This is a genomic window from Brevundimonas sp., assembly GCF_044239655.1.
Taxonomy (GTDB): domain Bacteria; phylum Pseudomonadota; class Alphaproteobacteria; order Caulobacterales; family Caulobacteraceae; genus Brevundimonas.
Window position 1 is genome coordinate 1 of the sequence record NZ_JBIIAY010000052.1, and the last position, 21,140, is coordinate 21,140.

A 21,140-nucleotide genomic window follows, 5' to 3' on the forward strand; every position below is an offset into this window, starting at 1 on the left:
CCGGTTGGTGGCGTGGAAATCCTTGATGGCCCGGTTGCCGATCATATAGGCCTTGGACGCGTCGATCATGGTGTTCATGTCGGCCCGGCCGGTATCGACAGCGGCGGCGACGGTGAAGGTCTTGAACACCGACCCCATCTCGTAGACCGAGGCCACGGCCCGGTTGACCTGGCTGTCCTGCGGATAGCTGGCCATGCCCAGGACCTCGCCGGTCGAGGTGTCGGCGATGATCCCGACCGCGCCCTTGGAGCCGTTCTCGCGGGCGGCGGCATAGAGTTCGTTTTCCAGCACGCCCTGGACGCGCAGGTCGATCGACAGGGGGAAGTCGCGGCTGACGGCACCGGCCGCGCGGATCTCGTCGTTGAAGGCCAGTTCGGCGCCGGTGATGCCCATGCCACCGCTGTCAGCCTGGCCGATCACGAAGGTCGCCGACTGATCCATCGGATAGACGCGGCGATCCTCGGGCTCGAACGAAATGCCACCCAGGGCCAGGGCGTGGACGGCGGCGCGCTCGGCCGGGGTCAGGCTCTGGGCGACCAGGGCGCGACGCTCGCCGAACAAGACGGTCCGCAGCCGATCCGCCTTAATGCGCGGCAGGGCCCGACGCAGTTCACGGATGGCCAGGGCCCGGTCCCAGACCTCCGCCGGATCGATATAGAGGCCGTAGTGGGTGATGTTGGTGGCCAGCAGCACGCCGTTGCGATCCACCAGGTCTGCACGGATCAGGGCGTCGGGATTGCCGGCCGAACCGACCCCGCTCTTCTCGACGAACAGGGCGGCGCGGACCGCACCGATGGCCAGGCCCGCGAACACGACGGCAAACACCGCCATGACCAGGAAGATGCGGACCCGGGTGTCCTCCTCCGGCCGGGCGTCGGCACGGGCGCGCTCGAAGGCGTGCTCGACCCACCAGACGGCCGACGCCGCCCAGCGCAGCCAGGGCGACAGGGCCCGGCCGATCGGCTCGGCACCGGGGGCCGGACGGAAGTGACCGCGATGATCCTGAACGCTCACTGCGGCGCCTCGTCGGTGACGGGCGGCACGGGCGTGACGACGGGGCTCGGGGCCTCGGCGGCGGCGGGCGGGGCGACCTCGGCCGGGGCGGGCGCGGGCTTCAGCGAGGTCAGCTGGCTCTCGGTCGCCTGACGATGGACATCGACGGGCGCGAGCCCCGCCGCATGGGACAGCGCCTCCAGACGGCTGGGCTGTTCCAGGCGCGAAATCTCGGCGCGCAACAGGCGGACCCGCTGCCGGGTCTCGGAGATCTCGCCTTCCAGACGACCGATCTCGGAACTTTCGCGGGCGGCGGCGGTCTTGGCGACATAGACCGAAAAGACCATGGCGGCGACGCAGACCGCGCCGATGATCTCGATCCAGCGGATGCCGCGCACCTTCCAGTCGAACAGCCGCTGAACAGGATTGGATCGGGGCCCGGACGCGATCATGCCGCCACCTTCCAGACGGGGGCGTCGGTGCGGACGCCGGCCCGCAGCTTGGCCGAGCGGGCCCGGGGGTTGGCCGCGCATTCGGCGTCGCCCGCCTCGCGCGCGCCCTTGAACAGCAGGGTGAACGACGGCTTGCGGGTCTCGATGGCGACCGGAGCGTGGCGCGATCCGCCCGGCGCATTGCCGCTGCGCTCGGTGAAGAAGGCCTTCACGATCCGGTCTTCCAGCGAGTGGAAGGTCACAACCGCGAGCCGCCCGCCGGGAGCCAGCGCGCCTTCAGCCGCCGCCAGTCCGGCTTCCAGCTCGCCCAGTTCGTCGTTCACCGCGATCCGCAACGCCTGGAACGTCCGCGTCGCCGGATGGGTCGGGGCTCCGCGCCGCCCGCCCAGGGCCTTTTCGACCACCTCGGCCAAATCGAGGGTCCGCGTGAAGGGCTCGGCCTGACGACGGCGCAGGATGGCCGTCGCGATCCGCCCCGACTGACGTTCCTCGCCGTACAGTTTCAGCAGATGTGCCAGCGGCCCGTGGTCATAGGTATTGACGATGTCGGCCGCGCTCGGGCCCTCGCTCGACATCCGCATGTCCAGCGGTCCGTCGCGCATGAAGGAGAAGCCGCGCTCGGCCTGATCCAGTTGCATCGACGAAACGCCGATGTCGAACACCGCGCCGTCGAGCCGGGGCTTGCCGGTTCCCTCGAAGGCCTCGGCCAGACCCGAGAACGGGGTCCGCACCATTCTGAATTTTCCAGGGAAGTCATTGGCGACGGCATCGGCATGAGGCTGCACCGTCGGATCGCGGTCCAGGCCGATGACCTCCGCGCCCGTCGCCAGGATCGCCCGCGTATAGCCGCCCGCGCCGAAGGTGGCGTCGATCACGACGTCGCCGGGTTGCGGCGACAGGGCCTCGATCACCTCGGCCAGCAGAACGGGAGCGTGCGGCGCGGTCATGCCCCCTCTGCCCGCTTCATCTGGGCCGCCAGCTTCTGGGCGCCGATCTGGGCCATCGAGGCCTTGGCCAGGGCGCGCTGTTCGGCCCGGCGCGCGGCATGGGCCGCCTTGTTCCAGATCTGGAACCGGTCGCCCAGACCGACGATCACCACGTCCTCGCCCAGCCCGGCCTCGGCGCACAGGCTCTCGGGCAGGGTGATGCGCCCACCGGCATCGAAGGCCAGCCGCGTCTGCTCGCCCATCACCTGCCACTCCAGCGCCGAACGCTCGGCCGAGCCGAACGGCAGGTCCTGGATCATGTCGGTCAGGGTCGCCAGAAGCCGGTCGCCGCCCGCCTCCAGACAGTCGGCTTCGATGGACGGAAACAGGAAGACAGCGGTCTCTGCGCCGTTGTCGGCGGTGCGGTAGTCCTGCGGGATCAGGAGGCGGCGCTTGCCGTCCAGCTGTTTCTCGTAGGTCTGACGAAACAACCTAAGCCCACTCGAACCTTCCGGCCCGCCCCTGATTGCCGAGGCGTCAAATGACGCCGATCACCCCCGGATACGTATCTGGGATAGCATGGGATGAACTGGGTCTCAATGGGATGGTTGACGCGTTTTAACCACGATCAAGATGATTTCGACGCTCTAGACTGTTCATAATCGGAACATACAAAGAACATCGCAAGTATTAACAGGCTGTGGGTGCATCACGCGTCCCCTTTCCGCCCAAGGCGTTAACCGATCATTGACGGTGGAAAAGCGGCCCCTCAGGGCCAGGCGACGGTCGGCGGCATGGAACTGAGGATTGAATCCACATTCCCTCCGGTCTTCAGCCCGAACATCGTGCCGCGGTCGTAGAGCAGGTTGAATTCGACGTAGCGGCCGCGCCGCACCAGCTGTTCCTGACGCTCCTGCGCCGTCCAAGGCTCGACCATGCGCCGCGCAACGATCGCCGAATAGATATCCAGGAACGCCGTCCCCACGTCACGGGTGAAGGCGAAGTCGGCGTCGTGGTCACCGCTGTCGTGATGGTCGTAGAAGATGCCGCCGATACCGCGTGGCTCATTCCGGTGCGGCAGCCAGAAATACTCGTCGCACCAGGCCTTGAACTTGGGATGATAGGTCGCGTCGTGCGGATCGCAAGCGGCCTTCATCGCGGCATGGAAGGCGACGGCGTCCGGCGCGTCCTGATTTCGATCCACGTCCAGCACAGGCGTCAGATCCGCCCCGCCCCCGAACCAGCTCTGCGTCGTGGCGATGAAACGGGTGTTCATATGGACCGCCGGCACGCGCGGGCTCCACGGATGGGCGATCAGGCTGATGCCGGTAGCGAAGAACCGCGGATCCTCGGCCGCGCCGGGCACCGTCTTCGCATAGTCGGCGGGAAAGGTGCCGTGGACGGTCGAACAGTGGACGCCCACTTTCTCGAACAGCCGCCCGTGCATCATCCCCATCACCCCGCCGCCGCCCTCGGAGCGGGTCCACGGCGTACGCACGAACCGGCCGGGTTCGCCGGGGAACAGGTCGGGGGACGCCGCGTCCTCCAGCGCCTCGAACCCGGCATGGATACGGTCGCGCAGTACCTCGAACCAGGCACGGGTCTCGGCCTTCTTCAGGGCCAGGGGGTCGGTGGTCACGTCGCTCATGGACGGGCTTTAGCGCCCATTCCCCGACCCGTCATCCTGGGATGAAAGCGATCAGGCCGCGCGCTTGATCGCGTTCTGGTCGTCCAGCAGCACGACGGTCGGCGACCACTGACGCGCTTCTTCTTCAGGCATCTGGCCATAGGTCACGACGATGATCTTGTCGTTCTTCTGGACAAGGCGCGCCGCAGCGCCGTTGACGCCGAAGGTCCGCGAGCCGCGCGGGGCCTCGATGGCATAGGTGGTGAACCGCGCGCCGTTGGTGATGTTCAGCACATCGACCTGTTCGTGCGGAAAGATGCCCGCAGCATCCAGCAGATCGCCGTCGATGGCGATCGAGCCTTCGTAGTCCAGATCGGCCTGGGTCACCGTCGCGCGGTGAAGTTTGGCCTTCATCAGGGTGACCAGCATAGGCTTGTCGTCCCAATCGTGACGCGGGGCGTGGGCCCCCGCTCGCAGACGGCTCATATAGGGACTTAACCGGTCCCCATCAATCGCGTTGCTGCGATGCAGCGAGGGCGCGATGAATTCGCTCGCGCGTGAAGAGACCTTCATTTGACCGCGACCGCGCGCGCACTATGGTCCCCAACGAGGCCACGCCGGTCCTCGACGGACCGCCAGACGCCCATGAAACAGTTCTTCCTGACCGTGCTCGGCGTCTTCACCGGGCTGGTGCTGTTCCTGGTCGTGGTGCCGATCGTGCTGATCAGCGCGGCGGCCGCATCGTCCTCCAAGCCCGCGACCCCGGCCAATGCCGTTCTGGAACTGGACCTGCGCGAGGGGCTGACCGACCAGGCCCCGACCGATCCGTTCGCCATCTTCGGCGGCTCGGGCCTGTCGACCATGAAGATCGTCGACACCCTGGCCCAGGCCGAGAAGGACGACCACATCAAGGTCCTGCTGGTCCGCCTGCCCGAGGGTGGTGTCACCCCGGCCGCCGCCGACGAGGTCCGCCAGGCGATCCGCCGCTTCCGCACCGCCGGCAAACCGGTCATCGCCCATTCGCAAGGGTTCTCGCCCGTCGGCACCGTGATCTCCAGCTATATGGTCGGCGCCGCCGCCTCTGAGCTGTGGATGCAGAATACCGCGTCGTTCCAGGTCTCGGGCCTGGCGTCCGAAGAGATGTTCCTGGGCCGCGCCTTCGACAAATACGGCGTCCGCGCCGATTTCGAACAGCGTTACGAGTACAAGAACGCCGTCAACCAATTCACCCAGTCCAACTTCACCGAGCCGCACCGCGAGGCGATGACAGCCTGGATGACCTCCATCTATGACGCCGCCCTGGCCAGCATCGCCAATGACCGCAAGACGGCGGTTCCGGCCCTGCAGACCACGATCGAGGCCGGCCCCTATACCGCCCAGCAGGCCCTGTCGCTCAAGCTGATCGACAAGATCGGCCAGGCCGAGGAGGCCGAGGCCGAGGCCAAGCGTCGCGCGGGCAACAATGCCGACATTCTGGAGTTCGGCGACTATGCGTCGTCGCAGGGTGAACGCACCGGCTCGGGCAGCGACGCCATCGCCATCGTCGGCGGCGAGGGTGCCATCGTCACCGGGCGAGGCGGCTCGACCGGCTTCGGCGGCGGCTCGTCCATCCACTCCGACGTCACGGCCAAGGCCATCTATGACGCGATCGAGGACAAGGACGTGAAGGCCATCGTCTTCCGCGTCTCCTCGCCCGGCGGCTCTCCGGAAGCGTCCGAACAGATCCTGGCCGCCGTCCGCGCGGCGCGAAAGGCCGGCAAGCCGGTCGTGGTCTCCATGGGCGACTATGCGGCGTCCGGCGGATACTGGATCAGTTCCGAGGCCGACTGGATCGTGGCCCAACCCTCGACCATCACCGGCTCGATCGGCGTGTTCGGCGGCAAGTTCGTCATCGCCGACGCCCTGGCCCGGTTCGGTGTCGATGTGCGCGGCATCTCGGTCGGCGGCCAGTATGCCGACGCCTATTCGTCGTCCGAACCCTTCACTGCGGCCCAGCGCGCCGCCTTCTCGGCCTCGATGGACAAGACCTACGAAGAGTTCGTGACCCGTGTCTCGACCGGTCGCAGCCTGCCCGTCGCCCGGGTGCGAGAGATCGCGCGCGGACGCGTCTGGACCGGTGCCCAGGCCAAGACCCTGGGTCTGGTCGACCAACTGGGTGGCGTGACCGAGGCCATTTCCAAGGCTCGCGAACTGGCCCGCATCCCGACCGACCGCTCCGTCCGCTACAAACGGTTCCCCGAGGCCGAATCGCCGTGGGAGGCCCTGTCGTCGGCCTTCGGCGTCTCCAGCGAGGCGGCCCACGCCCTGGTCGCCATCGGCGGCGTCATGGCCGACCCCCAGGCCCAGGCCCTGCTGCAAAGGGTGGACGCCGAGCGGATGCGGTCTTCGGGGGCCGTGGTCCTGGCCGATCAGCCCCTGCCCTGACGACGGCGGCTCAGCCTGCGACAAGGGCGCACCGTTCCGTGAACGGCCTGTTCCTTGACGATGGGCGTCATTCGACCGACATTGGGTCCTCAGGCGTGATCCATCGCGCCTGAAGGCCCCGGCCGCCAAGGACCATCATGACCCAGGATCGCGTCGCCTCCCTCGGTTTCAACGCCCGCCGCTCGAACGGGGGTGTGCTCGCGCCGCTGATGTGGCTGGCGGGACTGATCGCGACGGTGGCGGCCCTGACCGTCGGCGCGATCCTTGCGGTGTTCACCGCCGCAGCCGTGGCGGTCATCGCCCTGATCGCCAGCATCCTGGTCTTCTTCGCCGGTTTCGCCATGCGGACCCGTCGCAAGGTGACTGTGCAGCGCCGCCGCGACGACGACGTGATCGAGGCCCAGAAGGTCGGCGACACCTGGGTTGCCTACGGCTGGGAGCGGCCCGGCCGCTAAAGCCGCGCCCGACGCATTATGCCGCTCGACCTGATCGACGCGCCCTCCCCCAATTTCGACGCCCGGCGCGCCCCGCCCGACATCCTGGTGCTGCACTACACCGGCATGCAGACCGGCGAGGCCGCCCTGGCCCGCCTGCGCGACCCCGAGGCGAAAGTCTCGGCCCACTATGTGGTCGAGGAGGACGGCCGCGTCTTCGCGCTGGTACCCGAGGAACGCCGTGCCTGGCACGCCGGTCGCGGGGTCTGGCAGGGCGAGACCGACGTCAACGCGGCCTCCATCGGCATCGAGATCGTCAATCCGGGCCATGAGTTCGGCTATCGGCCCTTTCCGGACGCCCAGGTCGCGGCGGTGATCGCCCTGACCTCCGAAATCCGTTCGCGCTGGTCGATCCCCGACGCCCGCATCATCGCCCACTCCGACCTGGCCCCCGATCGCAAGGAAGACCCCGGCGAACTGTTTCCGTGGAAGGCCCTGGCCGGCGCCGGCCACGGCCTGTGGTTCGAGCCGGCCGCCGAACGGATCGCGGCCCTGGGCGGCTTCCTCCAGATCGGCGACGAAGGCATCGGCGTGGTCGTGCTGCGCGCCGGCCTGCACCGTCTGGGCTATGGCCTCCAGCCCGGCTCCACTTATGACGAGGACACCGCCACCACCGTCCGCGCCTTCCAGCGCCACTGGCGTCAGAGCCGCGTCGACGGCGTCGCGGACGGCGAAACCCGCGCGACCCTGATGGGGGTGTTGCAACTGGCGACGGCGGAGAGCGTCACGGGCGTGCTGAATTAGAGGGCGGCCTCATCCTGCCCAGGGCCCAGAATCCGGCGGACAGTCACCATCCGTCAATTTCCGTCGATACTGTAGAAGATGCGATAGCCGTCGATCGATCGCTTCCGGAAGCCAATGTGCTCGCTTTTCGGCCACCGATGCGGCGTCTCGCTGAGGTTCTCGAGAGCGTCGATGATCGAGATGTACCGCGCGTGTGATCGCTGCCCGCTGCCTGGCTGTGTCAGCCAGGCCTTCGCCGATTTCAGGTCGCTACGGGAACGCGCCGTAAACTCGACCTGAAACGGGTCACTCATTCGCTTTCGAGGAACATGGCCGCTTGAGCTTCAGCCCGTTCTTTACGAAGCCAGGCCAGTGCTTCATCGCCCGAGATGACACGCCCATTGGCGATATCGTCTTCGGCCTCTGCCAGCCGCTCACGCTCCCACGCCAACCGCGCTTCCCGGTTCTCGAAGACCATGAACTCTTCAGTTTGGGCTGGATGCGCCATTTGAGCATCATAGCAGACTTTCAGGCCGGTCGCACCTTGCAAGGTTGACCCCCCGCCCCCCCTGCTCCACAACCCGGCCCGTCAGACGGCCGGGCGGTCGCGGCGGGGGCTTGCCCCTGTCGAGGAAAGTCCGGGCTCCACGGTGAGAAGGCGGCGGGTAACGCCCGCCCGGGGCGACCCGAGGGATAGCGCCACAGAAAGCAAACCTCCGGACCTGCGGGACCGGTAAGGGTGAAAGGGTGGGGTAAGAGCCCACCGCGGGCCTGGCAACAGGACCGGCATGGCAAGCCCCGCCTGGAGCAAGACCGAATAGGGACGTCGCGCACGGGTTCGCCCGCGCAGGGTTCACCGCCCGAGACGTCCGGGTAGGTCGCGAGAACCGTCCAGCAATGGGCGGTCCAGAGGAATGATCGTCACCGGTCCTCGGATCGGGACAGAACCCGGCTTACAGGCCGTCTGACGCTTTTCCCCAGAGCTTCGCGCCCATGACCGGATTGTCATGGTGTGTCAGGGCGATAGGACTTTGCGAAGGCGTCGCAATATGCCTTAGTGACCTTCGTCGCTGGTCCCCCGGCGACCGGCGGCCCGACCTCCCTGATACCGCAAACTGTCGAGGACGTTGGGCCGCCACCCCTCCATACGCTCTTGAGCCGATTTGGTTACCGCGCGCCGAGCAAGGCACCCTTGTGCCGCCAGCCGCCCTCGGTGGTGCGCTCCAGCACGGCGTGGATGATGGTGTCGGCGGGGGTGGCGCGATAGGCGACCAGAACCGTGTCGTCGTGGATTTCGGGCCGCCACAGCTGGACCGCCGGTCCGCTGTTGACCAGCCGCACCTCGGTCAGCGGGCATGACCGCATCGAGATCGGCCCGCCGGCGCGCTGTTCCGGCCGTTGCGGCCGGAAGGACGGCGTCTCGAGCTGGGCCACCTCCATGACCGCCAGGCCGGACCCGTCGTGGGGCCGGTCGAACAGCTCCAGCGCCTGGGCCAGGACCGCGCAGTCCTCGTTGGAGGCCAGGGGCGCGGACGGTGCCGACCCCGCACCCGGTCGTGCCGCCGTGGTCCCACAGGCCGCCGCGCCGAGCGCGAGCAGCAGGATGGATGCAAGGGTAAACTGTTTCATTCGGGGGCCTCCGACGCCGCCCCCTGCATATCAGATGCCACTGCCGTCGTCCTCGACCGGCGGCGGCGTCACCATCAGGAAGGCGCGGATCCAGGCGGTCAGCACGGCCCGGTCGTTGGGTCGCGCCAGGGTGTCCAGCGCCGCGTCAGCCAGAGCCTCGGGGATGCGATGGCCTCGCCTCTGGCGCACCAGGGCGGCGGCGTATTCCGGCTGGAACTCCGGATGGCACTGGAACGACACCGCCGGCTCGCCCTCATGGCGATCCCAGGCCAGGGACGCATAGGGGGTGAAGGCGCTGGATGCGATGACCCGCGCATCGGCCGGCGGCACGATCACCTGGTCCTGGTGCGACACGGCGATGGTGATGGCCTTCGAGCGGGGAAACATCCACGGCTCGTCACTGTGGACCTCATAGCGATGCGATCCCACGCCCCAGCCGCGATCCGATTTCTCGACCCGTCCACCGAACGCCTGGGCCATGGCCTGATGCCCGAAACAGATGCCGACCAGCCGCGTCCGGCCCCGCGCCGCCCGCAGCCAGTCCAGCAGCGGCGCGATCCACGGCAGGTCCTCATAGACCCCGGCCGCCGAGCCCGTGACGATCGCCCCCTGAAACGCGCCTGGGTCGTCGGGCAACCGCCCGGCCTGGACGTCGAAGCGCACCGTCGGCACGCCCTCGCCCAGCAGGGCACGGAACCGTGCCGGATAGTCGTCGAACGAGTCCGCCAGGTCGGCGGGCGGCTTGCCGGTCTCCAGGATGGCGATGGGTTTCAAGACAGGCTCCGGGATCGATCCTCCTCTGCCGTTCTGCGGCGCATGAGGAAAGCCCATCTGACGCGATGAAACCTCAGGTCTTCGTTAAGCCTGTCTGATGACCGGGCGTTGAGGCCTGATGGCGCACAGTCCAGCCATGGCCGACAGCTCCACCTTCATCGCCGCCCGCACCGGACCGGACCGCCGCGACGACTCGCGCCCGAACTTCCGCAAGGCCCGCCGCACCGACGAGCGGATCGTGCTGCTGGGCCAGCCGATCGACCTGGTGAAGCCCGAAGAGGTGCTGCATCACATGCAGCGCTGGATCCTGGAAAAGAAGAAGGCGATCGTCGCCAACCACAATCTGAACAGCCTGGCCCTGATGCGCCGGGTGCCCGAGATGAAGGCCTTCTACGAGCGGGCCGATCTGATCGAGCTGGATTCCACCCCCCTGGTGCATTTCGCCCGTGCCCTGGGCCTGAACAGCCGGCCCTTCCACCGCTGCACCTATCTGGACTGGCGCGATCATTTCTGGAGCCTGGTCAACCGCAACGGCTGGCGCGTCATGTATGTCGGGGGCGCGGCGGACGTCGTCGAGGTCGCCCGCGATCGCCTGCTGGCCCGCTACCCTCGCGCCCGCATCTCGGTCCGCGACGGCTTCTTTGACATGACGCCAGGCTCGGACAGCAATCAGGACGTGCTGGACCAGGCTGCCCTGTTCCAGCCCCACATCCTGTTCGTCGGCATGGGCATGCCGCGCCAGGAACTGTGGATCCAGCAGAACCTCGACGCCCTGCCGGATTGCGTCATCTTCTCCGTCGGCGCCGCCTTCGACTACGAGGCCGGGGCCCAGAAGGCCGCCCCGCGCTGGATGGGCCGGATGGGCATCGAATGGCTCTACCGCGTCACCGCCGACCCCAAACGCCTGTTCCGCCGCTACTTCATCGAGCCCTGGAGCCTGATGGATTTGATCGTCGCGGATGTGGCGGGGGCAAAGCGGCGCTGAGGCGCCGTCGGCAAAGGACGATTCAGCGCTTCCGCTTTGCGGGAAGCTGACATTGCCTCAAATGCGCTTTCGGCCAATCATTTGTCATGGCCATGATGTGCGACAGAACCACTCGGTCGAGCGGCATCAAAGCGGCCGTGATGGCTGGATGCATGGCGCTGGCGTCTTGCGAGCAACGATCTACGTATCTGGACGCTCAAATATCGAGCCTCGAATGCAGCCTTGCCGCTCAAGCCCTTGAACAACAGATCGGTTGGGAACATCCGCACCGTCGGTGGCGTCTGGATGTGACGGGATCCACCAGCTTCCGCGAACGAGACATTCTCGTTCGTCAAGCCATGCATGAACAGGCAGGATTTCCGCTTCAGTCCGACTGGTTTGGTTTTCCCGCTGAGTCACCCCGGAAACGGATTTGGCCTCAACGCTCGCGCGACGCTGAGTTGCCGCCCTTTGCTGGCGGGCCATCTGTGGAGATGGCGCGGGCCTTCGCCACAGCGCCTCCAGTCAACGCTGCGACCTGTCCAGAGCTACGTGCCTATGCGGCGTCGCAGAACGCGCTGCCACGCAGCGGTCAAAGGCACATCCGCCAGCCACTGAACGAAGTGTGGTTCGGAGCGGAGAAAGCCGTGCTCTCGCCCGACGGACAGGAAGCGATTGTGTCGCTCGACTTGGATTGGGTCGGCAGGGTGGTTTACTATCGAAAGCAGTCAGACGGCAGTTGGAAAGAGACGGCTCAGACCAACGTATGGGTGTCATAGCGCGAGGCTCGATGTCCGTACCGGGTCGCGAACAGACCTGACCCTCTGCACCGATACCGGACCTACAGACCGTTAGGCAGCTTCCGCACGCCCCGAGGACGGGTCTTCCACCTCAGCCCCCATCGCCGCCTCGATCGCGGCGAACAGGGTGGCCAGGGTGATGGGTTTGGCGAGGTGGCCGTCGGCGCCGGCCTCCTTGCCCGCCGCGACGTGTTCGGCCAGGGCATTGGCGGTCAGCATGACGATCGGGGTGCGCGTCCGACCCGTCCCGGCCTCCAGCGCGCGGATGGCGCGGGTGGCGGTCAGGCCGTCCATCACCGGCATCTGCATGTCCATCAGCACCAGGTCGAACGGCTCGACGGTGAAGACCTCGAGCGCCTGCTGGCCGTCCTCGACCATCGTCAGTTCGACACCGCTGTCGCCCAGCATGATCTCGACCACCTTGCGGTTGGCGGGATGGTCGTCGGCCAGAAGGACGCGCAGTCCCCGGGCGTCGGTGTCGGCCACGGCATCCGCCGTCTCGACCACCGCCTCGGACGCAGGCTCCAGCGGCAGGTCGAACCAGAAGCTGGCCCCCTCGCCCGGCCGGCTGCGGCAATCCATTGATCCGCCCATCAGCTCGGCCAGGTCGCGCGAGATGGCGAGACCCAGGCCCGTGCCGCCGAACCGCCGCGTGATCGATCCGTCCGCCTGCTGGAAGCGGGCGAAGATGCGGGCCTTCTCGGCGTCGTCGAAGCCGACGCCGGTGTCGGTGACCGTGAACCGCATCGCGCCGACGCCGGTCGGCGCGCCCTCGATCCGCACCGATCCCGCGTCAGTGAACTTCAGCGCATTGGAGGTCAGGTTGGTCAGGATCTGGCGGAACCGCACAGGGTCGCCGATCACGGCGATGTCCAGGCCGGGATCCAGGTTGATCGACAGATCGACGCCCTTCTCGATCGCCTTGGGCCCCCACAGCATGCCGATGCTGCGCACCGCCTCGCCCAGGTGGAAGGGAATCGGCTCGATCGTGACCTGGCCGGATTCGATCCGGGCCGTGTCGAGGATGTCGGACAACAGCCGCTCCAGGGTGATCCCCGATGACCGGATCACCCCCACCATCTCCTGCTCGCGCGGCGGCAGGACCGAGCGGGTCAGGGTGTCGGCCATGGCCACGATGCCGTTCAGGGGCGTCCTGATCTCGTGGCTCATATTGGCCAGGAATTCGCTCTTGGACTGGCTGGCCAGGTCGGCGCGGTGGCGCGCGGCGCGCAGATGGCCCGACAGGCGGAACTGCCAGACCATGGCCCCGCTGACGAACAGGAAGAAGACGATCCCAATGCCGAACATCCAGTTCTGGGACCGGATGACGTCGCGTTGCAGACTGGCGTTGGCGCGCACGGTCTCCAGCTGGGCGCGGCGCTCATCCAGTTTTTCCTCCATGTCGCCGGTGACCTGGCGGATGCCGGCGCTGAACCTCTGGGCGATCCGCTGAGCGTCGGCCCGGTCATAGGCGCGCAGGATCCGGTAGGCCTCGGCCGACTGTCCCCGGGCGAACAGGATTTCGGCCTCGACCAGGGGCAGCGTCGACGCGCTGTCCTCGCGGAAGGCACCCGAGGCCTCGCGGCGGCGAATCTCGGCCAGATCGGCCTGGGCCTCCGCCACCTGGCCCGTGCGGGCAAAGGCGATGGCCCGCATCGGCAGCAGGCTGCCGGCCAGGAAGGCCGCTTCGCCCAGGTCATGGCCATAGGGCTCCAGACAGTCCAGCACGCCCCGCGCATCGTCACCGGCCTCGGCCACCATGGCGCACAGATTGGCATCATAGGTCGACAGACTGGGCAGATTGGCCCGCTCGGACAGCCTGTGATGCGAGGCATAGAACTGCCGCGCCAGATCGGCGTCCCCCAGCTGGGCCGCCAGCCGCGCAAGATTGTACAGGCTGTCGAAATCGGGGCGCGGATAGGCCGGGTCGGCGAAATCGATCTCGAACCGGCCGAAGGCGGTGGCGGCACCGTCGAAGTCGTTGAGGTCCATCAGCCCCATCCCGACCATCTCCCACACCCCGGCATGGGCCGTGGCGGCGTATCGGTCGCCCTCGGGGATCAGGGTGTCCACGTCACCCAGCATCTTGAGCGCCTCGCCGATCCGGTCCTCGTCGATCAGGGACAGGGCGTGCAGGCGCGTCGCGTGGGCGCGGGTGAACCAGTCGCGCTCGGATGTCGCCAGGACCGCCATCTGTGCTGCCGCCGTCGCATCGCCCTGGTCATAGCGGATGGCCAGATTGTTCAGGTGGGCGATCATCACATAGCGGCCGTCGTCCAGCCGCCGCGCCGCCGCTTCCAGCCTGCGGTTCCACAGGATGGCATTGTCGAAATCGCCCTGGTTCAGGAATATCCAGGCCACGTGATACAGCCGGTTCAGCCCCTCGCGGTCGTTTCGCCCCATCGCCACAGCGCCAAACATGGCCAGCTGAACGAAGTCGGTCGCGCCCGCGCGTCGTTCCACGGCCGCCGCCAGCTCGCGCGGGGACCGCTGCGGAGCGGAGGCCCAGACGGGACCGCCGATCAGGACGCCCAGCAGAAGAGCGACAAGGACAAGACTGAATCTGGGCATCGAAAATCCGGCTACCGGACAGCCATGACACAGGTTTATTGAACAAGGCTTAGCGGTATCCGCTTTCGTGCTGCGGTGCCGAAGGGCTTGGCGGACGCGCGCTCTGTGTCATGGTGGGTGAATGCCGACGATCACCCTTCCCGCCCGCCCCGACCCGCTCCAGATCGACCCGGCGACCACGGCGGTGATCGTCATCGACATGCAGAACGCCTATGCCTCGCCGGGCGGCTATCTGGACCTGGCGGGCTTCGACATCTCGGGCGCGGCCAGGGTCATCGCCAATACCAGGGGGGTGCTGGAGGTCGCGCGGGCGGCGGGCGTCCAGGTCATCTATTTCCAGAACGGCTGGGACCCCGACTATGTCGAGGCGGGGGGCCCCGGATCGCCGAACTGGCACAAGTCCAATGCGCTGAAGACCATGCGGGCCCGGCCCGAACTGCACGGCACCCTGCTGGCGCGCGGCACCTGGGACTATGAACTGGTCGATGAGCTTGCGCCCCAGCCCGGCGACATCTGCCTGCACAAGAGCCGCTACAGCGCCTTCTTCAACTCCCAGCTCGACAGCGTCCTGCGTTCGCGCGGCATCCGCACCCTCGTCTTCGTCGGCATCGCCACTAATGTCTGCGTGGAATCGACGCTGAGGGACGGCTTCTTTCTCGAATATTTCGGCGTGGTGCTGGAGGACGCCACCCACCAGGCCGGCCCCGCGTTCGTGCAACAGGCCGCGATCTACAATATCGAGAAATTCTTCGGCTGGGTCTCCAGCGTCGCCGACTTCAAGGGCGTCGTCGGCCAGATCGCGCCCACCTCACAGGAGACCTGACCATGCCCAAGATCGTCATCACCCCGCCCGGAACCCAGACCCCGATCGCCCCCTTCTCGCCCGGCACCCTGGCCGACGGCGTGGTCTACGTCTCGGGCACCCTGGCCTTCGACAAGGACAACAACGTCGCCTGCGTCGGCGACGCCGAGGGCCAGACCCGCATCGTGCTGGAGACCATCAAGTCGGTGATCGAGACTGCGGGCGGGACCCTGGACGACGTCACCATGAACCACATCTTCCTGTCCGACTGGGCCCATTACGCCGCGCTGAACAAGGTCTATGCCGAGTATTTCCCCGGCGACAAACCGGCCCGGTTCTGCATCCAGTGCGGCCTGGTGAAGCCTGACTTCCTGGTCGAGATCGCCACCATCGCCCACATCGGCAAACGCGTCTGACGACGGCACTATCGAGTGCTATCTCAGCTCCACTCACGTCATCCTCGCCCTTGTGGCGAGGATCCAGACTCTCGGTCTCTGTTGTGGCCCACAGCCACCAACGTGAATCTGGATCCTGGGCACAAGGCCCAGGATGACGACATTCTCATGGGGCAACTCCACTGAAACAGAAGCGCCAACAGTGAATGCGGGAACCACCGACGGCCTCTGCTGGGAGGTCCACGACGGTCCGGCCGACGTGCCCAGCGTCATCCTGTCCGCCGGCCTCGGCGGTTCGGCCGCCTTCTGGTCGCCCCAGATGCAGGCCCTGACCGAGCGGTTCCGCGTCATCCTCTACGACCATCGCGGCACGGGCCGCAGCGACCGCAGCCTGAAACCCGACACTTCCGTCGCCGCGATGGCCCAGGACATCGTCACCGTCCTCGACGCCACCGAGACCCCACGCGCCCACCTCGTCGGCCATGCGGCGGGCGGCAACGCTGGTCTGCAACTCGCGCTCGACCACCGGGATCGCCTCCACCGCCTCGTCGTCGTCAACGGATGGTCCCGGCCCGATCCGCACGTCGCCCGCTGCTTCGCCGCCCGCACCCGCCTGCTGGAGGCCTTCGGCCCCGCCGCCTATGTGGAGGCGCAGGCCCTGTTCCTCTATCCGCCCGACTGGATCAGCCAGAACGACGCGACGCTCAGGATCAGCGACGCCCACCATGTCGAGACCTTCCCCCGCCCGGACGTCATGCTGGCCCGCATCAACGCCCTGCTGGCCTTCGACGTCGACGCCCGGCTGGCCGACATCCCGCACCCCGTCCTGGTCTCGGCGTCCGCCGACGACATGCTGGTCCCGCCCCGCCTGTCGCGCCGGCTGGTCGAGGGCCTGCCCAATGCGACCCTCGATGTTGTCCGTTACGGCGGTCATGCCTTTACGGCGACCGTCCCCGATGTCTTCAATGCCCGTCTGATCGCCTTCCTCCTCGGCGACGTCTGAAAGGTCACTCCATGGAAGTCGGCGTCTTCATCCCGATCAACAACAACGGCTGGCTGATTTCGGAGACCTCGCCCCAGTACATGCCGTCGTTCGAGCTCAACAAGAAGGTGGTCCAGGCGGCCGACCGCTACGGCCTCGACTTCGCCCTGTCGATGATCAAGCTGCGCGGCTTCGGCGGCAAGACGGGCTTCTGGGAGCACGGCCTGGAAAGCTTCACCCTGATGGCGGGGCTGGCGGCCGTCACCGAGCGGATCAAGATCTTCGCCACCGCCGCCACCCTGACCATGCCCCCGGCTATCGTCGCCCGCATGGCAGCGACCATCGATTCCATTGCGCCGGGCCGGTTCGGCATCAACCTGGTCACCGGCTGGGCCGAGGCGGAGTACAGCCAGATGGGCCTGTGGCCCGGCGACAGCCACTACAAGGACCGCTACAAATACCTGGCTGAATACGCGCAAGTTCTACGCGACCTGTTCGACACCGGGGTTTCGAACTTCAAGGGCGACTATTTCACCATGACCGACTGTCGGGTCAGCCCCCGGGCGACCGACACCAAGCTGATCTGCGCCGGCTCGTCGGGCGAAGGCCTGGCCTTCACGGCCCAGTACGCCGACTATTCGTTCGCACTCGGCATGGGCACCAACACCCCGACCGCCTTCGCCGGCGTCAGCCAGCGGCTGATGGACGCCAAGGCCAGGACCGGCCGCGACGTCGCCGCCTACATCCTGTTCATGGTCATCGCCGACGACACCGACGAGGCCGCCATGGCCAAGTGGGAACTCTATCGCGACGGCGTCGACAAGGAGGCCGTGAAATGGCTGGTCGGCCAGGCCGCCGCCAACACCGGCGAGGACACCAACACCAAACAGCTCGCGGCCGAGAAGGCGGCGGTGAACCTGAACATGGGCACCCTGGTCGGCTCCTACGCCTCCATCGCCCGCATGCTGGACGAGGTGGCCACGGTGCCGGGCACGGCGGGCGTCCTGCTCACCTTCGACGACTTCGAGAAGGGCATCGACGACTTCGGCCAGAAGATCCAGCCGCTGATGGAATGCAGGAAGTAATCTTTCGTCATTCCGGGCGGAGCGCAGCGGAGACCCGGAACGAGGCGGCGCGCGAGAGCGCGAACCTGTCGCGTACGAGACTGGTGAGCCATCGCCTGCGCTTCGCTACGGCGCCGCCTTGTTCCGGGTCTGCGGTTCGCTTCGCTCTCCTTCGCCCGGAATGACGAAAGGTATGATGTGCCACCTCTCACCATCCGCCCCGACGACCTCTCCTCCGAACCCACCCGTGCCCTGCTCGCCCTGCACCTGGCCGGGATGCACGCCAACTCCCCGCCCGATCACGTCCGCGCGCTCGACCTGACCGGTCTCCAGACCCCCGACATCACCGTGTTCACCGCCTGGCGCGGCGAGGCCATCGCCGGCATCGGCGCGATCAAGGCCCTGCCCGACGGCACCGCCGAGCTGAAGTCCATGCGCACCCATCCCGACCATCTGCGCACCGGCGTCGCCGCCGCCCTGCTGGAACATCTGATCGCCACCGCCCGCGACCGGGGCTATCGCCGGCTCAGCCTCGAGACCGGCTCCGGCCCCGCCTTCGACCCGGCCCTGACCCTGTATCGCCGTCGCGGCTTCGTCGACTGCGAGGCCTTCAGCGACTACGAACGCAGCGCCTTCAACCAGTTCCTGCACCTGGATTTGTGAGCGGCCACACACGGCGTTCGCCCCACGGGTGATGCACGGCGCGCAAAACCCCTATATGACGCCGGTTCGCCCGCGCCCGCCTCCCCGAGAAGACCCGCCATGACCACGCTGAAACAGATCCGCTCGACCTTCCTCGACTATTTCGCGGCCGACGGTCACACCAAGGTCCACTCGGCCCCGCTGGTGCCGCAGAACGATCCGACGCTGATGTTCGTCAACGCGGGCATGGTGCCGTTCAAGGACTATTTCACCGGCGCGGCCGTCCCGCCCTACCCGCGCGCGACGTCCTCGCAGAAATGCGTCCGCGCGGGCGGCAAGCATAACGACCTGGACAACGTCGGCTATACGGCCCGCCACCTGACCTTCTTCGAGATGCTGGGCAATTTCTCCTTCGGCGACTATTTCAAGGAACACGCGATCGACCGCGCCTGGAATTTGGTCACGAAGGACTACGGCCTCGACCCGAAGCGGCTGCTGGTCACCGTGTACATCGACGACGATGAGGCCGCCGCGATCTGGAAGAAGGTCACCGGTTTCGGCGATGACAAGATCATCCGCATCGCCGGCTCGGACAATTTCTGGGCCATGGGCGACAACGGTCCCTGCGGCCCCTGCACCGAGATCTTCTGGGACTACGGCGACCACGTCCCCGGCGGCCCTCCCGGTTCGCCGGACGAGGACGGCGACCGCTATGTGGAGATCTGGAACAACGTCTTCATGCAGTTCGAGAAGGAGAACGACGAGATCGTTCGGAAACTCCCCAAGCCCTCGGTCGACACCGGCATGGGGCTGGAGCGGATGACCAGCGTGCTCCAGGGCAAGAACTCGGTCTTCGACACCGACCTGTTCCAGACCCTGATCGCGGCTTCCGAAGACGCCACCTCGACGAAGTCGGACGGCGCCCAGGCCGCCAGCCACCGCGTCATCGCCGACCACCTGCGGTCGTCGTCCTTCCTGATCGCCGACGGCGTGACCCCGTCGAACGAGGGGCGCGGCTATGTCCTGCGCCGCATCATGCGCCGCGCCATGCGTCACGCCCACCTGCTGGGCGCCGCCGATCCCCTGATGCACCGCCTGGTCCCGACGCTCGTGGACCAGATGGGCGAGGCCTTCCCCGAACTGGCCCGCGCCCAGGCCTCGATCGAGGACACCATGAAGCAGGAAGAGATCCGCTTCCGCACCACGCTGGGTCGCGGCATGGGCCTGCTGGACGAGGCCACCAGCGGCCTGTCCGAGGGCGGGGTCATCTCGGGCCAGACGGCCTTTACCCTCTATGACACCTATGGCTTCCCGCTCGACCTGACCCAGGACGAGGCGCGCCGTCGCGGCCTGTCGGTCGACAACGACGCCTTCGACGCCGCGATGGCCCAGCAGCGCGAGCGCGGCAAGGCCAACTGGAAGGGCTCGGGCCAGACGGCCTCGGCCGGCGAATGGCTGTCCCTGCGGGACCGCCTGGGGCCCACCGTCTTCACCGGCTATGACGCCGTCGAGGGCTCGGGCGAGGTCCTGGCCATCGTGACCGACGGGGCCTCCGTCGATCAGCTCGAACCCGGCCAGACCGCCGAGGTCCTGTTCGACCAGACCCCCTTCTACGGCGAAGGCGGCGGCCAGGTCGGCGACCGGGGCGAGATCGAATGGACGGACGCCTCGGGCCAACAGGGCGCGGGCACGGTGCTCGACGTTCTGAAACAGGCCGGCGGCGACCTCTATGCCCACAAGGTCGAGATCACGTCGGGAACCCTGACCATCGGGGCCCGGGTCCAGCTGCGCGCCACGGCCGACGCCCGCCTGACCACCCGCGCCAACCACTCGGCCGCCCACCTGCTGCACAAGGCCCTGAGCAATGTGCTCGGTGCCCACGTCGCCCAGAAGGGCCAGATGGTCGACGCCGCCCGGATGCGTTTCGACTTCAGCCACAACGCCCCGCTCACCGAGGCCGAGATCGCCGCCCTGGAGGACGAGGTCAACGCCGTCATCCGCCAGAACCTGCCCGCCGAGACCAAACTCATGGCCCCGGAACAGGCCATCGAGGCCGGCGCCGTCGCCCTGTTCGGCGAGAAATACGGCGATGAGGTCCGCGTCCTGACGCTGGGTCGGTCCCTGACCGATGCGGCCAAGCCCTATTCGGTCGAACTGTGCGGTGGCACCCATGTGGCCCGCACCGGCGACATCGCCCTGTTCAAGATCGTGTCGGAGACCGGCATCGCCGCCGGCGTCCGCCGCATCGAGGCCCTGACCGGCGAGGCCGCGCGTCAGTATCTGGAAGCCCAGGCCGGCGTCGCCCGTCGCCTGGCCCAGGGCTTCAAGGTCCAGCCTGCGGATGTCCCCGCCCGCGTCGAGGCCCTGACCGCCGAACGCCGCGCGCTCGAAAAACAGGTCGCCGACCTCAAGAAGCAACTCGCCCTGGGCGGCGGTTCGACGGCCTCCGCCGCTCCGGAAGAGATCAACGGTGTCAAGCTGATCGCCCGCATCCTGGACGGCGTCGATGGCAAGGGCCTGCGCGGCGTCGCCGAGGATTTCCGCAAACAGGTCGGCTCCGGCGTTGTCGCCCTGATCGGCGTGACCGACGGCAAGGCGGCGGTCACCGTCGCCGCGACCAGTGACGTGACGGATCGCGTCAACTCGGCCGACCTCGCCCGCGCCGCAGTGCTGGCCATGGGCGGCCAGGGCGCCGGCGGCAAGGCCGACTTCGCGCAAGGCGGTGCCCCCGACGGCTCGAAGGCCGAGGCCGGTCTGGCGGCGGTACGTGCGGCGCTGGCGGGCTGACCTTTCGGGCCAGAGAAGTACCTCTCCTCCCCGTCGCGAAGCGCTGGGGAGGTGGCGCGGCCCATCTTCACGGGCCGTGACGGAGGGGGCG

Annotated in this window: 22 protein-coding genes and 1 other RNA gene; 12 read left to right on the forward strand and 11 right to left on the reverse strand. The window is 67.5% G+C overall.

Annotated elements, in window-relative coordinates:
* The 6 genes from ACILQR_RS08765 to panD form a co-directional block, all read right to left on the reverse strand.
* A partial coding sequence (locus ACILQR_RS08765) for a penicillin-binding transpeptidase domain-containing protein (RefSeq protein WP_395651065.1) occupies positions 1-1,014 on the reverse strand: 1,014 nt, incomplete at its 3' end.
* Positions 1,011-1,445: a cell division protein gene (locus ACILQR_RS08770; protein ID WP_395651066.1), complete on the reverse strand. Its 435-nt coding sequence runs from the start codon at positions 1,443-1,445 to the stop codon at positions 1,011-1,013. The genes ACILQR_RS08770 and ACILQR_RS08765, both read right to left, overlap by 4 nt.
* Positions 1,442-2,392, reverse strand: coding sequence for a 16S rRNA (cytosine(1402)-N(4))-methyltransferase RsmH (rsmH, locus tag ACILQR_RS08775; RefSeq protein WP_395651067.1), 951 nt, complete (start codon positions 2,390-2,392; stop codon positions 1,442-1,444). The genes ACILQR_RS08770 and rsmH overlap by 4 nt, the downstream gene beginning before the upstream one ends.
* Positions 2,389-2,862 carry a division/cell wall cluster transcriptional repressor MraZ gene (locus ACILQR_RS08780; RefSeq protein ID WP_271146734.1) on the reverse strand — a complete coding sequence of 158 codons (474 nt, stop codon included), beginning with the start codon at positions 2,860-2,862 and terminating at the stop codon, positions 2,389-2,391. Before ACILQR_RS08780 ends, rsmH begins: the two co-directional genes overlap by 4 nt.
* Positions 2,863-3,140: 278 nt before the next feature.
* Positions 3,141-4,010, reverse strand: coding sequence for an oxygen-dependent coproporphyrinogen oxidase (gene hemF, locus ACILQR_RS08785; RefSeq protein WP_395651084.1), 870 nt, complete (start codon positions 4,008-4,010; stop codon positions 3,141-3,143).
* A gap of 60 nt (positions 4,011-4,070) precedes the next feature.
* Positions 4,071-4,427 (reverse strand): aspartate 1-decarboxylase, encoded by a 357-nt coding sequence (gene panD / locus ACILQR_RS08790; protein WP_271147126.1) that lies wholly within the window; start codon positions 4,425-4,427, stop codon positions 4,071-4,073.
* A 216-nt stretch (positions 4,428-4,643) separates the two neighbouring features.
* On the opposite strand from panD, the gene sppA reads away from it, so the two are divergent.
* The 3 genes from sppA (at position 4,644) to ACILQR_RS08805 (ending at position 7,660) form a co-directional block, all read left to right on the forward strand.
* The gene (gene sppA / locus ACILQR_RS08795) at positions 4,644-6,422 is read left to right on the forward strand and encodes a signal peptide peptidase SppA (RefSeq protein WP_395651068.1); all 1,779 of its coding nucleotides are present in this window, start codon (positions 4,644-4,646) and stop codon (positions 6,420-6,422) included.
* A 137-nt stretch (positions 6,423-6,559) separates the two neighbouring features.
* Complete coding sequence (locus tag ACILQR_RS08800) at positions 6,560-6,877, forward strand: hypothetical protein (protein WP_395651069.1); 318 nt, start codon at positions 6,560-6,562, stop codon at positions 6,875-6,877.
* Between the two features lie 18 nt (positions 6,878-6,895).
* The gene (locus ACILQR_RS08805) at positions 6,896-7,660 is read left to right on the forward strand and encodes an N-acetylmuramoyl-L-alanine amidase (protein ID WP_395651070.1); all 765 of its coding nucleotides are present in this window, start codon (positions 6,896-6,898) and stop codon (positions 7,658-7,660) included.
* Positions 7,661-7,713: 53 nt separating this feature from the next.
* Here the strand turns inward: ACILQR_RS08805 and ACILQR_RS08810 are convergent, their stop codons facing one another.
* Both ACILQR_RS08810 and ACILQR_RS08815 read right to left on the reverse strand, forming a co-directional pair.
* Positions 7,714-7,953 carry a type II toxin-antitoxin system RelE/ParE family toxin gene (locus ACILQR_RS08810; protein ID WP_395651071.1) on the reverse strand — a complete coding sequence of 80 codons (240 nt, stop codon included), beginning with the start codon at positions 7,951-7,953 and terminating at the stop codon, positions 7,714-7,716.
* Positions 7,950-8,189 carry a hypothetical protein gene (locus tag ACILQR_RS08815; protein ID WP_395651072.1) on the reverse strand — a complete coding sequence of 80 codons (240 nt, stop codon included), beginning with the start codon at positions 8,187-8,189 and terminating at the stop codon, positions 7,950-7,952. The genes ACILQR_RS08810 and ACILQR_RS08815 overlap by 4 nt, the downstream gene beginning before the upstream one ends.
* Before the next feature lie 39 nt (positions 8,190-8,228).
* Between ACILQR_RS08815 and rnpB the strand changes: the two genes are divergently transcribed.
* Positions 8,229-8,611: RNase P RNA component class A (gene rnpB / locus ACILQR_RS08820), an RNA gene on the forward strand.
* Positions 8,612-8,806: 195 nt separating this feature from the next.
* On the opposite strand, the gene ACILQR_RS08825 is transcribed toward rnpB, so the two are convergent.
* Both ACILQR_RS08825 and ACILQR_RS08830 read right to left on the reverse strand, forming a co-directional pair.
* The gene (locus tag ACILQR_RS08825; protein WP_395651073.1) at positions 8,807-9,268 is read right to left on the reverse strand and encodes a hypothetical protein; all 462 of its coding nucleotides are present in this window, start codon (positions 9,266-9,268) and stop codon (positions 8,807-8,809) included.
* A 30-nt stretch (positions 9,269-9,298) separates the two neighbouring features.
* Entirely contained in the window at positions 9,299-10,042 is a 744-nt protein-coding gene (locus ACILQR_RS08830) for a type 1 glutamine amidotransferase (RefSeq protein WP_395651074.1), read from the reverse strand.
* A gap of 118 nt (positions 10,043-10,160) precedes the next feature.
* On the opposite strand from ACILQR_RS08830, the gene ACILQR_RS08835 reads away from it, so the two are divergent.
* Entirely contained in the window at positions 10,161-11,027 is an 867-nt protein-coding gene (locus tag ACILQR_RS08835; RefSeq protein ID WP_395651075.1) for a WecB/TagA/CpsF family glycosyltransferase, read from the forward strand.
* An 86-nt stretch (positions 11,028-11,113) separates the two neighbouring features.
* Positions 11,114-11,785, forward strand: a complete 672-nt coding sequence (locus ACILQR_RS08840) for a hypothetical protein (RefSeq protein WP_395651076.1) — start codon at positions 11,114-11,116, stop codon at positions 11,783-11,785.
* A gap of 72 nt (positions 11,786-11,857) precedes the next feature.
* Here the strand turns inward: ACILQR_RS08840 and ACILQR_RS08845 are convergent, their stop codons facing one another.
* Positions 11,858-14,377: an ATP-binding protein gene (locus ACILQR_RS08845; protein WP_395651077.1), complete on the reverse strand. Its 2,520-nt coding sequence runs from the start codon at positions 14,375-14,377 to the stop codon at positions 11,858-11,860.
* A 121-nt stretch (positions 14,378-14,498) separates the two neighbouring features.
* Between ACILQR_RS08845 and rutB the strand changes: the two genes are divergently transcribed.
* The 6 genes from rutB (at position 14,499) to alaS (ending at position 21,049) form a co-directional block, all read left to right on the forward strand.
* The gene (gene rutB, locus ACILQR_RS08850) at positions 14,499-15,200 is read left to right on the forward strand and encodes a pyrimidine utilization protein B (protein ID WP_395651078.1); all 702 of its coding nucleotides are present in this window, start codon (positions 14,499-14,501) and stop codon (positions 15,198-15,200) included.
* A 2-nt stretch (positions 15,201-15,202) separates the two neighbouring features.
* On the forward strand, positions 15,203-15,595 hold the full coding sequence (gene rutC, locus ACILQR_RS08855) for a pyrimidine utilization protein C (protein WP_395651079.1): 393 nt from the start codon (positions 15,203-15,205) through the stop codon (positions 15,593-15,595).
* Positions 15,596-15,776: 181 nt separating this feature from the next.
* Positions 15,777-16,577, forward strand: coding sequence for a pyrimidine utilization protein D (gene rutD / locus ACILQR_RS08860; protein WP_395651080.1), 801 nt, complete (start codon positions 15,777-15,779; stop codon positions 16,575-16,577).
* An 11-nt stretch (positions 16,578-16,588) separates the two neighbouring features.
* Positions 16,589-17,641 (forward strand): pyrimidine utilization protein A, encoded by a 1,053-nt coding sequence (gene rutA, locus ACILQR_RS08865; protein WP_395651081.1) that lies wholly within the window; start codon positions 16,589-16,591, stop codon positions 17,639-17,641.
* A gap of 177 nt (positions 17,642-17,818) precedes the next feature.
* Positions 17,819-18,283 (forward strand): GNAT family N-acetyltransferase, encoded by a 465-nt coding sequence (locus tag ACILQR_RS08870; protein WP_395651082.1) that lies wholly within the window; start codon positions 17,819-17,821, stop codon positions 18,281-18,283.
* 99 nt (positions 18,284-18,382) lie between these two features.
* Positions 18,383-21,049: an alanine--tRNA ligase gene (alaS, locus tag ACILQR_RS08875; RefSeq protein WP_395651083.1), complete on the forward strand. Its 2,667-nt coding sequence runs from the start codon at positions 18,383-18,385 to the stop codon at positions 21,047-21,049.
* Positions 21,050-21,140 lie beyond the last annotated feature (91 nt).

What these genes read in the sequence shown, in the direction of transcription:
- ACILQR_RS08810 (WP_395651071.1), bottom strand. Translation starts at nt 7,953, where the DNA reads ATGAGTGACCCGTTTCAGGTCGAGTTTACGGCGCGTTCCCGTAGCGAC.
- ACILQR_RS08800 (WP_395651069.1), top strand. Translation starts at nt 6,560, where the DNA reads ATGACCCAGGATCGCGTCGCCTCCCTCGGTTTCAACGCCCGCCGCTCG.
- rsmH (WP_395651067.1), bottom strand. Translation starts at nt 2,392, where the DNA reads ATGACCGCGCCGCACGCTCCCGTTCTGCTGGCCGAGGTGATCGAGGCC.
- rutC (WP_395651079.1), top strand. Translation starts at nt 15,203, where the DNA reads ATGCCCAAGATCGTCATCACCCCGCCCGGAACCCAGACCCCGATCGCC.
- ACILQR_RS08770 (WP_395651066.1), bottom strand. Translation starts at nt 1,445, where the DNA reads ATGATCGCGTCCGGGCCCCGATCCAATCCTGTTCAGCGGCTGTTCGAC.
- ACILQR_RS08835 (WP_395651075.1), top strand. Translation starts at nt 10,161, where the DNA reads ATGGCGCACAGTCCAGCCATGGCCGACAGCTCCACCTTCATCGCCGCC.
- alaS (WP_395651083.1), top strand. Translation starts at nt 18,383, where the DNA reads ATGACCACGCTGAAACAGATCCGCTCGACCTTCCTCGACTATTTCGCG.
- ACILQR_RS08825 (WP_395651073.1), bottom strand. Translation starts at nt 9,268, where the DNA reads ATGAAACAGTTTACCCTTGCATCCATCCTGCTGCTCGCGCTCGGCGCG.
- ACILQR_RS08805 (WP_395651070.1), top strand. Translation starts at nt 6,896, where the DNA reads ATGCCGCTCGACCTGATCGACGCGCCCTCCCCCAATTTCGACGCCCGG.
- sppA (WP_395651068.1), top strand. Translation starts at nt 4,644, where the DNA reads ATGAAACAGTTCTTCCTGACCGTGCTCGGCGTCTTCACCGGGCTGGTG.
- ACILQR_RS08840 (WP_395651076.1), top strand. Translation starts at nt 11,114, where the DNA reads ATGGCCATGATGTGCGACAGAACCACTCGGTCGAGCGGCATCAAAGCG.
- rutB (WP_395651078.1), top strand. Translation starts at nt 14,499, where the DNA reads ATGCCGACGATCACCCTTCCCGCCCGCCCCGACCCGCTCCAGATCGAC.
- panD (WP_271147126.1), bottom strand. Translation starts at nt 4,427, where the DNA reads ATGCTGGTCACCCTGATGAAGGCCAAACTTCACCGCGCGACGGTGACC.
- rutA (WP_395651081.1), top strand. Translation starts at nt 16,589, where the DNA reads ATGGAAGTCGGCGTCTTCATCCCGATCAACAACAACGGCTGGCTGATT.
- ACILQR_RS08845 (WP_395651077.1), bottom strand. Translation starts at nt 14,377, where the DNA reads ATGCCCAGATTCAGTCTTGTCCTTGTCGCTCTTCTGCTGGGCGTCCTG.